The sequence below is a fragment of the Pseudomonas sp. Soil_N_39 genome, assembly GCF_057655955.1.
Genome location: NZ_JBDGLI010000011.1, coordinates 182143 through 196128 on the forward strand (window position 1 = coordinate 182143; position 13986 = coordinate 196128).

Sequence of the window (13986 nt, forward strand, 5' to 3'; positions counted from 1 at the left end):
TTCGGCGCCAGGCTTGAGCCAGGCGCCCGATCCAATTAGCTTGCGACGATGTTGACCAGCTTGCCGGGCACGACGATCACTTTGCGGATCGTCAGGCCATCGACAAAGCGCAGCACGTTTTCATTGGCCCGCGCGGCGGCTTCGACTTCTTCACGCGTGGCGGCGGCTGGCATCTCGATCTGGCCGCGCAGCTTGCCGTTGACCTGGATGACCAGGGTCAGGCTGTCCTGCACCAGAGCTGCTTCGTCCACCACCGGCCAGCGTGCGTCAATCACTGGATCGGTGTGACCCAGTTGATTCCACAGCTCGTGGCTGATGTGCGGGGTGATCGGCGCCAGCAGCAGCGTCACGGCCTCCAGGCCTTCGTGAATCAGTGCGCGATCCTGCTCGGTGCCTTGCGCGGCTTTTTCCAGCACGTTCATCAGCGTCATCACCTGGGCGATGGCGGTGTTGAATTTGTGGTTCTGGCCGACGTCATGGCTGGCCTGCTTGATGGCCAGGTGGATCGAGCGACGAACGGCTTTCTGCTCGTCATTCAGGCCAGCAACGTCCAGTTTGCCCGGCAGGCCCTGGCTGACGTGGGCTTGGGCCAGGCGCCAGACGCGCTTGAGGAAGCGGTGCGAGCCTTCGACACCCGAGTCGGACCATTCCGCGCTCATGTCAGGCGGCGAGGCGAACATCATGAACAGACGGCAGGTGTCCGCACCGAACTGGTCGATCATCGATTGTGGGTCGACGCCGTTGTTCTTCGACTTGGCCATTTTCTCGGTGCCGCCGATTTCCACCGGCAGGCCGTCGGCGATCAGCTTGGCGCTGATGACCTTGGCCTTGCTGTCGCGTTCGAGTTCAACGTCGCTCGGGTTGAACCAGGTGTAGGCACCGTTGGCTTCGCGACGATAGTAAGTCTCGGCGATCACCATGCCTTGGGTCAGCAGGTTCTTGAACGGCTCGTTGGAGCTCACCAGGCCTTCGTCACGCATCAGCTTGTGGAAGAAGCGTGCGTAGAGCAGGTGGAGAATCGCGTGTTCGATGCCGCCGATGTACTGGTCCACCGGCAACCAGTGGTCGGCCGCGGATTTTTCCACCAGGCCGCCTTCATAGTGCGGCGAGGCGTAGCGGGCGTAATACCAGGAGGACTCGACGAAGGTGTCCATGGTGTCGGTTTCACGCTTGGCCGGTGCGCCGCATTTCGGGCAGTTGCACTCGTAGAACTCGGGCATGCGTGCCAGGGGCGAACCGGCGCCGTCCGGTACGACGTCTTCCGGCAGGACCACCGGCAGTTGATCTTCCGGCACCGGTACGTCACCGCAGGTGTCGCAATGCACGATCGGGATCGGGCAGCCCCAGTAGCGCTGGCGGCTGATGCCCCAGTCCCGCAGGCGGAACTGGGTGCGCGAGGCACCGAGGTTCTTCTTGATCAGGGCGACTTCGATGGCATCGAAGGCACCGACGAAATCCAGGCCGTTGAACGCGCCGGAGTTGATCAGTTCGCCGTGTTCGCCATAGGCGTCCTGCCAAGGTGCCGATGTCTGGTCGCCGGCGCTGGTGCGCACGACCGGTTTGACCGGCAGGTTGTACTTGTGAGCGAATTCGAAATCACGTTCGTCGTGGGCCGGCACGGCCATGACCGCGCCGTCGCCGTAGTGCATCAGCACGTAGTTGGCGACCCACACCGGCAGCTTCTCGCCGGTGAGTGGGTGCTCGACGAACAACGACGTCGGCAGGCCTTTCTTCTCTTGAGTGGCGACGTCGGCTTCGGCGACGCTGCCGCCCTTGCATTCGGCGATGAACGCCTGCAGCTCAGGGTTGTTGCGGGCGGCCAGGGTCGCCAGCGGATGTTCTGCGGCCACCGCCACATAGGTGGCGCCCATCAGCGTGTCCGGGCGGGTGGTGAAGACTTTCAGGGTGCCGGCTTCGCCAATGGAGGCGACGTCGTAGGGGAATTGCACTTCCATGCCCCGGGACTTGCCGATCCAGTTGCGTTGCATGGTCTTGACCTGCTCGGGCCAGCCGGTCAGCTCGTCGAGACTCTCCAGGAGTTCATCCGCGTAGGCGGTGATCTTGAAGTAGTACATCGGGATCTCGCGCTTTTCGATCAGCGCGCCGGAGCGCCAGCCGCGACCGTCGATCACTTGCTCGTTGGCCAGTACGGTCTGGTCCACCGGGTCCCAGTTCACGGTGCCGTTCTTGCGGTAGATCACGCCTTTTTCGAACAGGCGGGTGAACAGCCATTGTTCCCAGCGGTAGTAGTCGGGCTTGCAGGTGGTCACTTCGCGGGACCAGTCCACCGCCAGGCCCAGGCTGCGCAGTTGGGTCTTCATGTAGGCGATGTTTTCGTAGGTCCACTTGGCGGGGGCCACGTTGTTCTTCATCGCGGCGTTTTCCGCCGGCATGCCGAAGGCGTCCCAACCCATGGGTTGCAGGACGTTCTTGCCTTGCATGCGCTGGTAGCGGGAGATCACGTCGCCGATCGTATAGTTGCGCACGTGCCCCATGTGTAGCTTGCCGCTGGGGTAAGGGAACATCGACAGGCAGTAGTAAGTCTCCTTGCCTGGCTGTTCACTGACTTCAAAGGACTTTTGCTCGTCCCAGAACGACTGGGCGGCGGCTTCGATTTCACGGGGCTGGTAGTGTTCGTGCATGGCTACTTTTGTACTGAATGGGGTGGCCCAATCCTCTTCGTGGCCATGCTGGACGCAGACGACGCCGAATGCGGCGTTTTCGATGCCCAGACAAGCTGGAAGTGGAGTTACAGGAAGCGCCGTAGCATACATGACCGCGCTCTACCGAGGGAAACCCTGATTGCGTGCTGGACATCGACAGCGGCTGGCGAGGACCCGTATTCAGGGCCGTTGGTCGCGGCGCCCTGCCGGTTTGCCCAGCGAAGCTAAGCTTCTCAATGGGGAGTGAGTCTTATCTTCAATGAGGTGAGGGATGGTTGAATCACAACGAAAAGTCGCTACACCTGAGTTGTATGAAAAACTGATCGATCGTCTCGGGGTGGCCCTGGACGCTGCAAGAACCGCCGGTCGCTTGCGTGATGAACGTCCGGCAGAGCTGGAACTGCGAGGCTTGAGCCCCGCGGAGTTCGAACTGGTCAAGGCTTATCTCGAACAGGTCGGACATCAAACCCCCACCAGTGGGGCCCAGGTACTCAAGCGTCTCGATGCGCCCCGTTCGGCCAAGGTTGTATGGCTCAAGGACCGGACGCCTGACAAGGATGCTGTAAAGGTCCGGTCACTGCAGTTCAAGTAACGCCGGATTCACGCATGTCGCTTTTTTTGATTCAAGGTTTTTTCGAATCTGTTGTCGCTTTGCGTCAACCCACCTAGGCTTCGGGCATCTATGGAGATGCCCGATGCCGTTTCGCTATTTCATCAAACAACTCTTATTGCCGCCCGGCATTCTTTTGTTGTCGTTGGCGCTTGCCTGGTGGTGGCGCCATTCACGGCCACGCCTGGCCCGCCTGTGTTTCGCCGTGGGCCTGGGCGGCTTCTGGTTGATGAGCCTGCCGGTGGTGGTGCAGTGGAGCGCCAAGGCCTTGGAGCGTGAACCGCCTCTGCTGCGCAATGAATGGGCGACCCTGGCCCAGCGTGCCGACGCCATCGTGGTGCTGGGTTCCGGTCGCGAACGCGGCGACCCGGCGTGGGGCGCCGACCAGCCCACCGGTGTGGGGCTGGAGCGTCAGCGTTATGCGGCGCGATTGGCCAAGGCTTCGGGCTTGCCCGTGCTGACCACCGGCGGCTTGCACTACGGCACCCCGCCCAGCGAGGCCCAACTGATGGCCGACTCGATGCGCGAGGATTTCGGCGTCGAGGTGCGCTGGCAAGAGGCGCGTAGCCGTACGACCTGGGAAAACGCCCAGATGAGCGCCGAGATCCTGCTGCCGGAAGGCATCAAGCGAGTCGTGGTGGTCACCCAGGCCTGGCACATGCCACGGGCAGTCTGGAGTTTCGAGCACTCGGGGTTTGAGGTGGTACCGGCGCCTGTTGGTTTCCTGGGGCAGGACAACGCCCGGCCACTGGGCGGCTGGATGCCGGAGTTCAAGGCGATCTGGCAATCCGGGCAGTTGATGAATGAGGCGGTGGGGTTGGTGGGGTATTGGTTGTTCTATCGCTGAGCAGGGCTCTGGTGGGAGTGCTTATCTGTGGCAGGCATTTATCTGTGGCGAGGGGATTTATCCCCTCGCCACAGAGGATTGCCGAAAACCCTAAACGGTCCTGGCTATCCGACTTGTCATCAACGCCCAGCCCAGCAGCAACACGCACAAGATGATCAGCGGCCACGAGCGCCATTGCAGGTACGGCGTCAGGTCGTGCATCGGCACCACTTCGCCGTAGAGGATGCCGCGTTCGAATTGCGGGATCTGTGCGGTGATCTGGCCGAAGGGGTTGATCAGGCCGGTCACGCCGTTGTTGGTGGCGCGGATCATCCAGCGGCCGGCTTCCAGGGCACGCATCTGGGCCATTTGCAGGTGTTGCAGCGGGCCGATCGAGGTGCCGAACCAGGTGTCGTTGCTGATGGTCAGCAGCAGGTCGCTGCGCGCCGACAGGCTGGCGGCAAATTCCGGGTAGACCACTTCATAGCAGATGAACGGGGCGATCTGGTAACCCTTGGCTTGCAGCAACGGCTGGTCGGCCGGGCCCCGGGCGAAGTCCGACATGGGCAGGTCGAAGAAGGCGATCAGGCCGCGCAGGATGTCCTGTAGCGGTACGTACTCGCCGAACGGCACGAGTTTTTGCTTCAAGTAAGTACCGTCACCTTCGCCGGTCACGGTGATGCCGTTGTAATAACGCTTCTCGTGATGCACCAGTTGCCGAATCGGCACGCCGGTAATCAGCGCCGAATGCCGCTCGGCGGCAAAGCTGCCCATCATGTCCAGGTAGCCCTGGGCGGACTCCTTGAGCACCGGCACCGCGGTTTCCGGCCAGATCAGCAGGTCGACGCGCTTGGAGGCGAAGCTCATGTCGCGGTACAGCGCCAACTGCGCGTTGAGCTGCTCGGGGTCCCACTTCATGCTTTGTTCGATGTTGCCCTGGATCGCCGCGACGCTCAGCGGGTCGCCCGAAGGGCTGGTCCAGGCGTGGCCCTTGAGAGCCATGCCGGCCACCCATGGACCGATCAACAGCAGCACGCCGGCGGCAATAAAGCCTCTGCGCCCGGTGCGGATCAACCGCGGCGCGTTGTATAGCAGCGCGGCGGTCAGGGCCAGGGTGAAGGAGATCAGCCACATCCCGCCCAACGGCGCAAGGCCGGCCAGGGGGCCGTCGAGCTGGCTGTAACCGGAATACAGCCACGGGAACCCGGTGAGGAACCAGCCGCGAAACGCTTCCTGGCCCAACCACAGCGCGGCGAACGCCAGGGCATCGGCCAGTGGCGCCTCGTTGCGCCGCAACCAGCGCGCCCACAGCCAGGCGGGCAGGGCGAAGAACCAGGCGATGGCGGCGATGAACAACAGCATCAACAACCCGGCGAGCAGCACCGAGGCGCCGCCGAAGTTATGGATGCTGACGTAGATCCAACTGGTGCCGGCGCCAAACAGGCCAAAACCGAAACACCAGCCACGGCCCAGGGCCTGGCGTGGCGAGAGCTCGCGCAACCCGGCATAGAACAAGCCGACCGCCAGCAATGCCAGCGGCCAGATATCGAACGGCGCCAGGGCCAGGGTGGTGATCGCACCGGCCGCCACGGCCAGCAGGTTACCGGGCCAGCCGGGGCGGGTTATCCAGCGCATGTATGTCCTTAGCGGGTCTCGCAGGGGTTATCGGCCAATGGGTGACAGGCGCAGCAGGTGGATCCGGCGGCTGTCGGCATTGAGGATGCGGAAGCGCCAGGAGCCGATTTCCGTGGTTTCGTTGCGCTTGGGCAGGTGCCCGAAAGCACTCATCACCAGGCCGCCGACGGTGTCGAACTCATCGTCGGAGAATTGGCTGTCGAAGAATTCGTTGAAGTTCTCGATCGGCGTCAGGGCCTTGATCAGGAAGTCACCGCTGGGCAGCGGCTTGATGTAGCTGTCTTCCTCGACGTCGTGCTCGTCCTCGATGTCGCCGACGATCTGCTCGAGCACGTCTTCGATGGTGACCAGGCCGGCCACGCCACCGTATTCGTCGATGACGATGGCCATGTGGTTGTGGTTGGCGCGGAATTCACGCAGCAGCACGTTCAGGCGCTTGGACTCGGGCACGAAGGTGGCCGGGCGCAGCAGGTCCTTGATGTTGAAGCTGTCGCCGTTCTCCTGAAGGATCAACGGCAGCAGGTCCTTGGCCAACAGCACGCCCATGACATCGTCATGGCTCTCGCCAACGACCGGGTAACGCGAGTGAGCGGAGTCGACCACGGCGGGCAGGAATTCACGCGGGGTCTGGGTCGCCTTGATGCTGACCATTTGCGAGCGCGGGACCATGATGTCGCGTACTTGCAGGTCAGCGACCTGGATGGCGCCTTCGACGATGGCCAGCGCTTCGCTGTCCAGCAGTTTGTTCTGGTGTGCATCGCGCAGCAGCTCCAGCAGCTCCTGGCGGTTTTTCGGCTCATGGGCAAAAGCCTGGGTGAGCTTGCCCAGCCATGACTTCTGCCCGTTGCTCGATCGATCTTCGCTCATAGCGATTACTCTGAATCCTTTGTCGTTACAGTTGATGTATCAGTGTTCGTCGCCGGCGTAGGGGTCGGGATGACCCAGCTCTGCAAGCAACGTTCGTTCCAGTGCTTCCATTTCTTCGGCTTCGTCATCTTCTATATGGTCGTAACCCAGTAGATGCAAGCAGCCGTGAATCACCAGATGGGCCCAGTGGGCCTCAGGGGTCTTGTCTTGTTCCGCCGCTTCACGTTCCACCACCGGGACGCAGATCACCAGGTCGCCCAGCAGCGGGATGTCGAGCAGGTCGTCGGGAACGTCGGCGGGGAACGACAGCACGTTGGTGGCGTAGTCCTTCTGCCGCCAGGTGTGGTTCAGCTCACGACCTTCGGGCTCGTCCACCAGGCGGATCGTCAGCTCCGAGTCGGCGCTGCGCTGGCGCAGGGCCAGTTCGCACCATTGGCGGAACTGGGCTTCGCTGGGGGCGGCGTGTTCGCAGGCCACTTGCAGGTCGAGTTCAAGCATTGTGGCGATTGCCTTTGCTTTCGACCGAGTCTTCATCGACGCGATTCTCGAAACGCTCATAGGCCTCGACAATGCGTTGCACCAACGGATGGCGCACGACGTCCTTGGGCATGAAGTGCGTGAAGCTGATGCCCGGCACGTCCTTGAGCACCTGAATCACATGGTTCAGCCCGGACTTGGTGCCCTTGGGCAAGTCGACCTGGGTGATGTCGCCAGTGATGACGGCGGTGGAGCCGAAGCCGATCCGGGTCAGGAACATTTTCATCTGCTCGACCGTGGTGTTCTGGCTTTCGTCGAGGATGATGAAACTGTTGTTCAGGGTCCGACCGCGCATGTAGGCCAGCGGCGCGACTTCGATGACCTGGCGCTCGATCAGCTTGGCGACGTATTCGAAGCCGAGCATTTCATACAACGCGTCATAGAGCGGGCGCAGGTACGGGTCGATCTTCTGGGCCAGGTCGCCGGGCAGGAAGCCGAGTTTTTCACCCGCTTCGACCGCCGGTCGCACCAGCAGGATACGGCGTACCTGTTCGCGTTCCAGCGCATCCACCGCGCAGGCCACGGCCAGGTAGGTCTTGCCTGTACCGGCCGGGCCGATGCCGAAGTTGATGTCGTTGCCCAGGATTTCCTTCACGTAGCGCTGCTGATTCAAGCCGCGCGGGCGAATCATGCCTTTTTTCGTGCGCAGGGCCACGGCTGGTTCCGACGGGGCGTGGTTGTCGAGTTCTTCGACAGCCGATTCCTGCAGGAACAGGTGGACCGTATCCGGCGACAGCTCGCTCCCCTTGGTTTCCCGGTAGAGACGGCGCAGCAGGTTTTCTGCGGAGGTCGTGTGCTTGGGTTCGCCGATCAGTTCGAACTGGTTTCCGCGGTTGCGGATCTCGATGGCCAGGCGCTGTTCGATCAAGCGCAGGTGCTCGTCGAATTGCCCGCACAGATTGGCGAAGCGGCGAGCCTCAAAGGGCTCGAGAATAAAGCGATGTGGTTCGATGGGTGCGTTCAAGGTCGTTTTTAGCCGCCCAGGGGCAATTAAGGTGAAATCAAGGATAACGCCAGTAGGCTGGGTGCGAAAGCTCTTAAACAGGCGAATCTGATCACAGGGTTGGCACGCCCCATGGTGGGAGCAAGGCTTGCCCGCGATCAAGGCGCCGCGGTCTTCAGTGAGATTGCGGTGCTTCTATCGCGGGCAAGCCTTGCTCCCACAGGTCTTGCTTCCACAGAAAATAGTGTTTTTAGCAGGTCACTGGACCAGCGAGCCCCGCAGGGAGTGCGGTTGCGCGGCGTCGATGTGCACGTCGGCGAACTGGCCGATCAGGGCCGGGGTGTCGCAACGGAAATTGACGATGCGGTTGTTTTCGGTGCGCCCTTGCAACTCGCCGGGGTCTTTTTTCGAATAATCGGTCACCAGAATCCGCTGGACGGAGCCGACCATCTGTCGGCTGATCTCGAAACCTTGCTGGTTGAGGCGATGTTGCAACGCGTTGAGCCGTTCTTTTTTCAGTTCTTCCGGGGTGTCGTCCGCCAGGTCGGCCGCCGGTGTTCCAGGACGCTGGCTGTAGACGAAGGAATAGGAAAAGTCGAAGCCCACGTCTTCGATCAGCTTCATGGTCTGCTGGAAGTCTTTCTCGGTTTCGCCGGGGAAACCGACGATAAAGTCCGAGCTGATGCAGATGCCCGGCACTGCCGCCCGCAGTTTGCGCAGCTTGGATTTGTACTCCAGCGCCGTGTGGTTGCGCTTCATGGCCGCGAGGATCCGGTCGGAGCCCGATTGCACCGGCAGGTGCAGGTGCTTGACCAGCTCGGGGACCTCGGCGTGGGCCTGGATCAGGCTGTCGGAGAACTCCAGCGGATGGGACGTGGTGTAGCGGATGCGGTCGATGCCGTCCACCGCCGCCACGACGCGGATCAGCTCGGCGAGGTCCGCCAGGCGACCGTCATGGGTCAGGCCGCGATAGCCGTTGACGTTCTGCCCCAACAGGGTCACTTCGCGCACGCCGTTTTCCGCCAGGTGGATGATCTCGGCGATCACGTCATCGAACGGCCGGCTGACTTCTTCGCCGCGGGTATAGGGCACCACGCAGAACGTGCAGTATTTGCTGCAACCTTCCATCACTGACACATAGGCGCTCGGGCCATCGATGCGCGGCTCGGGCAGGTGGTCGAATTTTTCGATTTCCGGGAACGAGACGTCCACTTGCGGCAGCTTGGTCGCACGCGCGGCGTCGATCATCTCGGGCAGACGGTGCAAGGTCTGCGGGCCGAAGACCACGTCCACGTACGGGGCGCGATCACGAATGGCTGCGCCTTCCTGGCTGGCCACGCAACCGCCCACGGCGATGACCATCTCCGGGTTGGCGAGCTTCAGTTCGCGCCAGCGGCCGAGCTGGGAATACACGCGGTCCTGGGCGCGTTCGCGAATCGAGCAGGTGTTGAGCAGGATCACGTCCGCGTCTTCGGCACGGGCGGTGACTTCCAGGGCCTGGTGTTCACCCAGCAGATCGACCATGCGCGAGCTGTCGTACTCGTTCATCTGGCAACCGTGGGTTTCGATGTAAAGCTTCTTGGCCATGGACGGGTTCATCACGTGATTCAAAGAACCGCGCATTATAGGGAACAAGTCCCCCGGTTCCTACCGCTGCGCGAGCAGTGGCTATGCTATAGTTCGCGCCCTCATTTTTACCCGCCGATGTGTTTCGCCAGCCATGACCAAACGTGAAGCTCCAATCTACAAGGTGATTTTCCTCAACCAGGGCCAGGTGTTCGAAATGTACGCCAAGCAGATCTATCAAAGTGATCTGTGGGGCTTCCTGGAAGTGGAAGAGTTCGTCTTTGGCGAGCGCACGCAAGTGGTCGTCGATCCGAGCGAAGAAAAGCTCAAGGCGCAGTTCGAAGGCGTGGTGCGCAGTTTTGTGCCGATGCATTCGATCGTGCGCATCGACGAAGTCGAACGCCTGGGCACGCCGAAAATCAGTGAAGCCCGCGGCACGGTCGGTAATGTGATGCCGTTTCCGATGCCGATGCCTGAGAAGTAGGGCTCAGGACCGAGTTGCCCCTAATCGCGAGCAAGCTCGCTCCCACAGTGGGTTCTCTGTAAACACAAGATTTGTGTACACCAGCGATCCAGTGTGGGAGCGAGCTTGCTCGCGATGAGGCCTTCAAGGCCTGGGCAATCATTCAGGGCAGCGGCGAGAAGGGCGTACGCCCGTCGGCGTTCTGCAATTCCATCAGGTATTTGCGAAAGATCTGGCCCAGCACCTGGGTCGCCACTTCCAGCTCGTCGCGGGGCATCTGTTCGGCGACTTCGTCGGCGGTGTCCAGGGCTTCTTCGGCGCCGTTGACCGCGGCCATCTTCAAGACGATGTAGGCCTGGACGTTGTTGGCCGGCACACCTTCGCCATGGAAGAACATGCCGCCGAGCTTGAATTGCGCCTGGGCATGGCCTTGCAGCGAAGCTTTTTCGAAGTAGTTGAGGGCCTGCTTGAGGTCGCGCGGTGCAGCCTTGCCTTCGTAGTAGAACTCGCCCAACTCGTATTGCGCTTGTGCATCACCTGCGTCCGCCGCTTTTTGACAGGCGTCGAGTGCCGGTGCGAGATCTTGTGGCTGGGTGTTGAGCGTGCAACGGCCCAGCGCCGGGATCAACAACGAGTTACCGCCTGCCTGTGCATTCGCCAGCAGCGGCTGAAGGAGCAACAGGCAGCCCAAGGCAAGGGTGCGGCCGGTGCGGTTCATGGGAATCGACTTACCTCTGAGGGGCGCGCGGACCCTCGGGGGATCCAATAAGCGCGCATTATGAAATAAGCGGGGCCATCCTTACAAAGTCTTTACTCGTTTTTCTGCTGCGCGGGGATGCTAATAGCAGCTTCAGGCATAAATACGTAGGAAAAGGGCGGGGGGTTGTCAGCAATCACTGACGCCAGCTTCAGCCAGCGTCAGTTATCCACAGGCTTATTTCAGCGCCGCGAAGGCCCGCTCGGCTGCATCGAGGGTGATCTTCAGCTCGGTCTCGCCATGGGCGATGGAGGTGAAGCCGGCTTCGAACGCACTCGGGGCCAGGTACACGCCGCCGTCGAGCATCAGGTGGAAGAAGCGCTTGAACCGATCGGCATCGCTGGCCATGACGTCTTCGAAGGTGACGATGTCATCGGCGCCACTGAAATACAGGCCGAACATGCCGCCAGCCTGGGTGGTCACGAAGGGGATGCCGGCCGCATCGGCACGAATCTGCAGGCCGTCGAGCAGGCGGGTGGTGTAGTCGGTCAGTTCGGCATGGAAGCCCGGGCGGCTGATCAGGCGCAGGGTGGTCAGGCCGGCGGCCATGGCCAGCGGGTTGCCCGACAGCGTGCCGGCCTGGTAGACCGGGCCCAGCGGCGCGATGCATTCCATGATCTTGCGCTTGCCGCCGAAGCAGCCCACCGGCATGCCGCCGCCGATGATCTTGCCGAAGGTGCTCAGGTCCGGCGTGACGCCGTAATGGGCCTGGGCGCCGCCGAGGGCCACGCGGAAGCCGGTCATCACTTCATCGAAAATCAACACCACGCCATGCTGGTCGCACAGGCTGCGCAGGCCTTCGAGGAAACCCGGCGCCGGCGGCACGCAGTTCATGTTGCCGGCCACTGGCTCGACGATGATGCAGGCCACTTCCTGGCCGACTTCGCCGAGCATCTTCTCGACTTCTTCGAGGTCGTTGAACGGCAGGGTCAGGGTGTGTTTGGCGAATGCCGCCGGTACGCCGGCCGAGCTCGGCACGCCCTGGGTCAGGGCGCCGGAGCCGGCCTTGACCAGCAGGCTGTCGGAGTGGCCGTGGTAGCAGCCTTCGAACTTGATGATGCTGTCGCGACCGGTGTAGCCCCGTGCCAGGCGGATCGCGCTCATGGTCGCCTCGGTGCCGGAGCTGACCATGCGCACCATTTCCATCGATGGCACGATCGAGCAGACCAGGTCGGCCATCTCGGTTTCCATCGCGGTCGGCGCGCCGTAGGACAGGCCATGGACCAATTGCTTGCGCACCGCATCCAGCACGTCCGGGTGGCTGTGGCCGAGGATCATCGGGCCCCAGGAGCCGACGTAGTCCACATAACGCTTGTCGTCTTCGTCGGTGACGTACGCGCCTTCGGCGTGCTTGAAGAACAACGGAGTGCCGCCAACGCTCTTGAACGCGCGAACGGGCGAGTTCACGCCGCCGGGGATGTGTTTCTGGGCACTGGCAAACAGGGTTTCGGAACGGGACATGGTTGGGCTCTCGAAAACGGAAAATGGACTATTTGATCTGTAGCAGCGCATTGAAGGCGCGGGCGCGGCGCGTCACTTCAGCACTGCTGTCGGCGCCGAACAGGCCGTGGACCACCGCCAGCAGGTCGGCCCCGTGGGCCACCAACGGGGCGGCGTTCTCCAGGGTGATGCCGCCGATGGCGCAGACAGGGATATGCAGTTTGACGTGCGCCTGTTCGAGCAGTTCAAGGTGTGCGCTGGGGGCGCCAGGCTTGGTGTTGGAGTTGAAGAAGCGCCCGAACGCGACATAACTGGCGCCTTCGCTGGCGGCCTGTTCGGCCAGTGCCAGGCTGGCGTGGCAGGTGGCGCCGACGATCGCCTTGTGCCCGAGCAGTGCCCGTACCGGCGCCAGTGGGCCATCGGTCTGGCCCAGGTGCACACCGACGCCCAGGCGCGCGGCCAGTTCGGCGTCGTCGTTGATGATCAACTGGGTCTTGTAGCGTTCGCACAGATTGCGCAGGGCTTCGGCTTCCCGCAGACGTCGGGCTTCGTCGTTGCTTTTGTCGCGGTATTGCAGCAGGGTCACGCCACCTTCCAGCGCCGCTTCTACATAAGCGAGGAACTTACCGGCCAGCAATTGGCTATCGGTGATGGCGTAAAGGCCACGTAATTTCATTCCACAGGCCTCCGGTGCTACGAGCAGAAATCCAGCGGCAGGCGACGCGGCACGAACTGGCCTTTGCCCAGTTGTTCGGCATCGCGCAAGGTGCGCCAGGTGTAATCCAGCGCAGTCTTGACCGCGCTGGCGAGCTGTTCGCCCTGGGCCAGCCGACCGGCCAGGGCGCTGGCCAAGGTGCAACCGGAACCGTGGTAGCTACCAGGCAGGCGCTGGCAGGTAAAGGTTTCGCGGCGGCCGTCGCGGCTGTACAGGCGATTATGGACTTCATGTTCGTCGCCGTGACCACCGGTGATCAACAGGTGTTTGACGAAGGGCAGCAGTTTTTCCGCGCACTCGTCGGCGCTGCCCTCGGGCAGTTCGGCGAGGATGCGTGCTTCAGGCAGGTTGGGGGTGGCGATGATTGCCAAGGGCAACAGGCGTTCGCGCATGGCGTAGCCGACCTCATCCTTGCCCAGGCGCCCGCCACCGCCGGCACGCAACACCGGGTCGCAGACCATCGGCAGGTGCGGGTGCGCCTGGAGCAGCTCGACCACCGTGTCGACCATTTCCAGGGAGCCGAGCATTCCCAGCTTGACCGCCGCCACCTGGGCATCGTTGAGCACGGCATTGGCTTGCGCCAGCACCCACTCGCGATCGAGCACGCGGAAATCGCTGACGTTGACGGTGTCTTGCACGGTCAATGCGGTAACGGCGGGGGCGGCATGGCAACCCTGGGCGAGCAGGGCTTCGATATCTGCCTGCAAACCGGCGCCACCACTGGGATCGTGGCCGGAGAGGCAAAGGACAACGGGGCGAGAGCTGTAGATATTCATGGTGCGCGAGCTTACCACCAAACCTGTTTGATCGGCGCGCACCTGCGCCAGAGGAAAATTTATGTGATGGGGGAATTTCTTTGTGGCGAGGGGATTTATCCCCGCTGGGGTGCGCAGCAGCCCTAAACCTGACACTGCGGTGTGTCAGACAACTTGAATGGGGGCGCTTCGCACCCCAACGGGGATAA

At 62.3% G+C, this 13986-nt stretch carries 13 protein-coding genes; 3 read left to right on the forward strand and 10 right to left on the reverse strand.

The window, feature by feature from the left end; all coding sequences use genetic code 11:
• Positions 1-35: 35 nt before the first annotated feature.
• Positions 36-2642: a leucine--tRNA ligase gene (gene leuS, locus AC3A5O_RS17920; protein WP_487753516.1), complete on the reverse strand. Its 2607-nt coding sequence runs from the start codon at positions 2640-2642 to the stop codon at positions 36-38.
• Positions 2643-2934: 292 nt separating this feature from the next.
• Between leuS and AC3A5O_RS17925 the strand changes: the two genes are divergently transcribed.
• Positions 2935-3255 (forward strand): hypothetical protein, encoded by a 321-nt coding sequence (locus tag AC3A5O_RS17925; RefSeq protein ID WP_122565055.1) that lies wholly within the window; start codon positions 2935-2937, stop codon positions 3253-3255.
• A gap of 103 nt (positions 3256-3358) precedes the next feature.
• Positions 3359-4120, forward strand: a complete 762-nt coding sequence (locus AC3A5O_RS17930; protein ID WP_122565056.1) for a YdcF family protein — start codon at positions 3359-3361, stop codon at positions 4118-4120.
• A gap of 90 nt (positions 4121-4210) precedes the next feature.
• Here AC3A5O_RS17930 and lnt read toward each other — a convergent pair whose 3' ends face one another.
• From lnt to miaB, 5 genes are all read right to left on the reverse strand, one after another.
• Positions 4211-5734 carry an apolipoprotein N-acyltransferase gene (gene lnt / locus AC3A5O_RS17935; protein ID WP_487753517.1) on the reverse strand — a complete coding sequence of 508 codons (1524 nt, stop codon included), beginning with the start codon at positions 5732-5734 and terminating at the stop codon, positions 4211-4213.
• A gap of 27 nt (positions 5735-5761) precedes the next feature.
• Complete coding sequence (locus AC3A5O_RS17940) at positions 5762-6601, reverse strand: CorC family transporter (RefSeq protein ID WP_003205870.1); 840 nt, start codon at positions 6599-6601, stop codon at positions 5762-5764.
• Positions 6602-6640: 39 nt separating this feature from the next.
• Positions 6641-7099 (reverse strand): rRNA maturation RNase YbeY, encoded by a 459-nt coding sequence (gene ybeY, locus AC3A5O_RS17945; RefSeq protein ID WP_122565058.1) that lies wholly within the window; start codon positions 7097-7099, stop codon positions 6641-6643.
• Positions 7092-8102, reverse strand: coding sequence for a PhoH family protein (locus AC3A5O_RS17950; RefSeq protein WP_122565059.1), 1011 nt, complete (start codon positions 8100-8102; stop codon positions 7092-7094). Before AC3A5O_RS17950 ends, ybeY begins: the two co-directional genes overlap by 8 nt.
• Before the next feature lie 237 nt (positions 8103-8339).
• Positions 8340-9668, reverse strand: coding sequence for a tRNA (N6-isopentenyl adenosine(37)-C2)-methylthiotransferase MiaB (gene miaB / locus AC3A5O_RS17955; protein ID WP_163006684.1), 1329 nt, complete (start codon positions 9666-9668; stop codon positions 8340-8342).
• A gap of 133 nt (positions 9669-9801) precedes the next feature.
• Between miaB and AC3A5O_RS17960 the strand changes: the two genes are divergently transcribed.
• On the forward strand, positions 9802-10131 hold the full coding sequence (locus tag AC3A5O_RS17960) for a DUF1820 family protein (protein ID WP_024780849.1): 330 nt from the start codon (positions 9802-9804) through the stop codon (positions 10129-10131).
• Positions 10132-10273: 142 nt separating this feature from the next.
• Here AC3A5O_RS17960 and AC3A5O_RS17965 read toward each other — a convergent pair whose 3' ends face one another.
• The 4 genes from AC3A5O_RS17965 to AC3A5O_RS17980 all read right to left on the reverse strand — a co-directional run bounded on the left by AC3A5O_RS17965 (position 10274) and on the right by AC3A5O_RS17980 (position 13798).
• Positions 10274-10828, reverse strand: a complete 555-nt coding sequence (locus AC3A5O_RS17965; protein WP_053188388.1) for a tetratricopeptide repeat protein — start codon at positions 10826-10828, stop codon at positions 10274-10276.
• 216 nt (positions 10829-11044) lie between these two features.
• On the reverse strand, positions 11045-12328 hold the full coding sequence (gene hemL, locus AC3A5O_RS17970; RefSeq protein WP_354339270.1) for a glutamate-1-semialdehyde 2,1-aminomutase: 1284 nt from the start codon (positions 12326-12328) through the stop codon (positions 11045-11047).
• 28 nt (positions 12329-12356) lie between these two features.
• Complete coding sequence (gene thiE / locus AC3A5O_RS17975; protein WP_305468606.1) at positions 12357-12983, reverse strand: thiamine phosphate synthase; 627 nt, start codon at positions 12981-12983, stop codon at positions 12357-12359.
• 17 nt (positions 12984-13000) lie between these two features.
• Positions 13001-13798, reverse strand: a complete 798-nt coding sequence (locus AC3A5O_RS17980; protein ID WP_024616125.1) for a hydroxymethylpyrimidine/phosphomethylpyrimidine kinase — start codon at positions 13796-13798, stop codon at positions 13001-13003.
• Positions 13799-13986 lie beyond the last annotated feature (188 nt).

What these genes read in the sequence shown, in the direction of transcription:
- AC3A5O_RS17960 (WP_024780849.1), top strand. Translation starts at nt 9,802, where the DNA reads ATGACCAAACGTGAAGCTCCAATCTACAAGGTGATTTTCCTCAACCAG.
- AC3A5O_RS17925 (WP_122565055.1), top strand. Translation starts at nt 2,935, where the DNA reads ATGGTTGAATCACAACGAAAAGTCGCTACACCTGAGTTGTATGAAAAA.
- AC3A5O_RS17980 (WP_024616125.1), bottom strand. Translation starts at nt 13,798, where the DNA reads ATGAATATCTACAGCTCTCGCCCCGTTGTCCTTTGCCTCTCCGGCCAC.
- AC3A5O_RS17965 (WP_053188388.1), bottom strand. Translation starts at nt 10,828, where the DNA reads ATGAACCGCACCGGCCGCACCCTTGCCTTGGGCTGCCTGTTGCTCCTT.
- hemL (WP_354339270.1), bottom strand. Translation starts at nt 12,328, where the DNA reads ATGTCCCGTTCCGAAACCCTGTTTGCCAGTGCCCAGAAACACATCCCC.
- leuS (WP_487753516.1), bottom strand. Translation starts at nt 2,642, where the DNA reads ATGCACGAACACTACCAGCCCCGTGAAATCGAAGCCGCCGCCCAGTCG.
- lnt (WP_487753517.1), bottom strand. Translation starts at nt 5,734, where the DNA reads ATGCGCTGGATAACCCGCCCCGGCTGGCCCGGTAACCTGCTGGCCGTG.
- ybeY (WP_122565058.1), bottom strand. Translation starts at nt 7,099, where the DNA reads ATGCTTGAACTCGACCTGCAAGTGGCCTGCGAACACGCCGCCCCCAGC.
- AC3A5O_RS17930 (WP_122565056.1), top strand. Translation starts at nt 3,359, where the DNA reads ATGCCGTTTCGCTATTTCATCAAACAACTCTTATTGCCGCCCGGCATT.
- miaB (WP_163006684.1), bottom strand. Translation starts at nt 9,668, where the DNA reads ATGGCCAAGAAGCTTTACATCGAAACCCACGGTTGCCAGATGAACGAG.
- AC3A5O_RS17940 (WP_003205870.1), bottom strand. Translation starts at nt 6,601, where the DNA reads ATGAGCGAAGATCGATCGAGCAACGGGCAGAAGTCATGGCTGGGCAAG.
- thiE (WP_305468606.1), bottom strand. Translation starts at nt 12,983, where the DNA reads ATGAAATTACGTGGCCTTTACGCCATCACCGATAGCCAATTGCTGGCC.